This window comes from Actinomadura sp. KC06 (genome assembly GCF_004348735.1).
Classification (GTDB): domain Bacteria; phylum Actinomycetota; class Actinomycetes; order Streptosporangiales; family Streptosporangiaceae; genus Spirillospora.
This window is the reverse complement of record NZ_SMKT01000393.1, coordinates 1-1,235: the sequence shown is the minus strand read 5'-3', so window position 1 is coordinate 1,235 and position 1,235 is coordinate 1. Positions and strand designations below refer to the sequence as shown.

Annotated in this window: 1 protein-coding gene; it reads left to right on the top strand. The window is 67.2% G+C overall.

Annotated elements, in window-relative coordinates; genetic code table 11:
* Nucleotides 1–870: 870 nt before the first annotated feature.
* A partial coding sequence (gene raiA, locus E1287_RS43285; RefSeq protein WP_131971975.1) for a ribosome-associated translation inhibitor RaiA occupies nt 871–1,235 on the top strand: 365 nt, incomplete at its 3' end.

The window sequence follows — 1,235 nt, the reverse complement described above, 5'->3', positions numbered from 1 at the left end:
CCCCAGAGCCGCCCCACTTCGCCACCTCGGGCAACCGCCCCCAACGCGGCGAGGAGCCGCCGCGGGTGCCGCGACTCATCCCGCTGGTGAGTGTCAGCCGTCAGTGAGAGCCGTGTCGGTTGCTGCAAGAGGGGGCGCGAACCTCGCGTCACGGGATGTCGGTGACTTTCTTCGCCTCCGATGGGGTGGTGGGTTGTCACCATGTGTAGTCGGGTCGTGTTGTAAGTGTTTGGGGTGGTTCGGGGCACGTCGTGTGAAGTGGGGGTAGAGATTTCCCAAACTCACCGGGAGGTCAGGATCGAATGACCTGCGTGACCGCGAAGGGCGTAACTGGCGTGCGGGCGGGGGCTCAGGGCATGTCCTGGGGTGTCCGCGAGGGGCGTCAGGTGGCCGTTGCGACAGGTTCCGATGACGTTCAGTGAGCATTTCCTCGGCCGACCCCCCCTGACATTCGTGGCGTAAGGGGTTAGCGTTCCTGACATGGCACCCGCCCGGGTCCGTGGTTGCGTCGGATCGCAGTGCTCGTCAGGAGCGCTACAGGCGGTCCGGCAAGCCGATGCCAGGCGCAGGCGAAACGGCCCACGTAAGGCGACTTCTCGTCGACCGATCACGGTGCGCCTTAGAGGTAAGTCCTGCCCCGCCGGGGGATCCGACATCCCCCGAACAGGGAGAAGGGCAGTAGTGGCGACAGCGCCGCGAGCCCCTCAGCAGGCGGATGTGGGGACGAAGACCAGGTCGGCCGGGCGGGTGCGACCCACCGTCCTGTGGTGTCCGTCCGGGACAGCGAGCATGTTCCCGTCGAGGATGAAAGGTGTTCGGTACAGGCTTCCCGGGCAGGGCCGGATCACAACCGGGAGAAGGGGGTCCCGCGTGAACATCACCGTGAGGGGCCGGCACACCGACGTCAACGATCGATTCCGGCGGCACGTCGACAACAAACTCGCCAAGATCGAGCGGCTCGACCAGAAGGTCATCCGCGTTGATGTGGAGGTGTCCGAGGAACGCAACCCGCGGCTGGCCGACCAGCGCGAACGGGTCGAGCTGACGATCCGCTCCCGCGGCCCGGTGATCCGGGCCGAGGCCGCCGCCGACGACCGTTACGGCGCACTCGACCTGGCGCTGGACAAACTGGAGTCACGGCTGCGCCGGGACTCGGAACGACGCAAGGGCCACGGCGGCAAGGGCCGTGCCAAGCTCGCGACGATGGAGACCCTCCCCGAAGCACTCCCCGAACC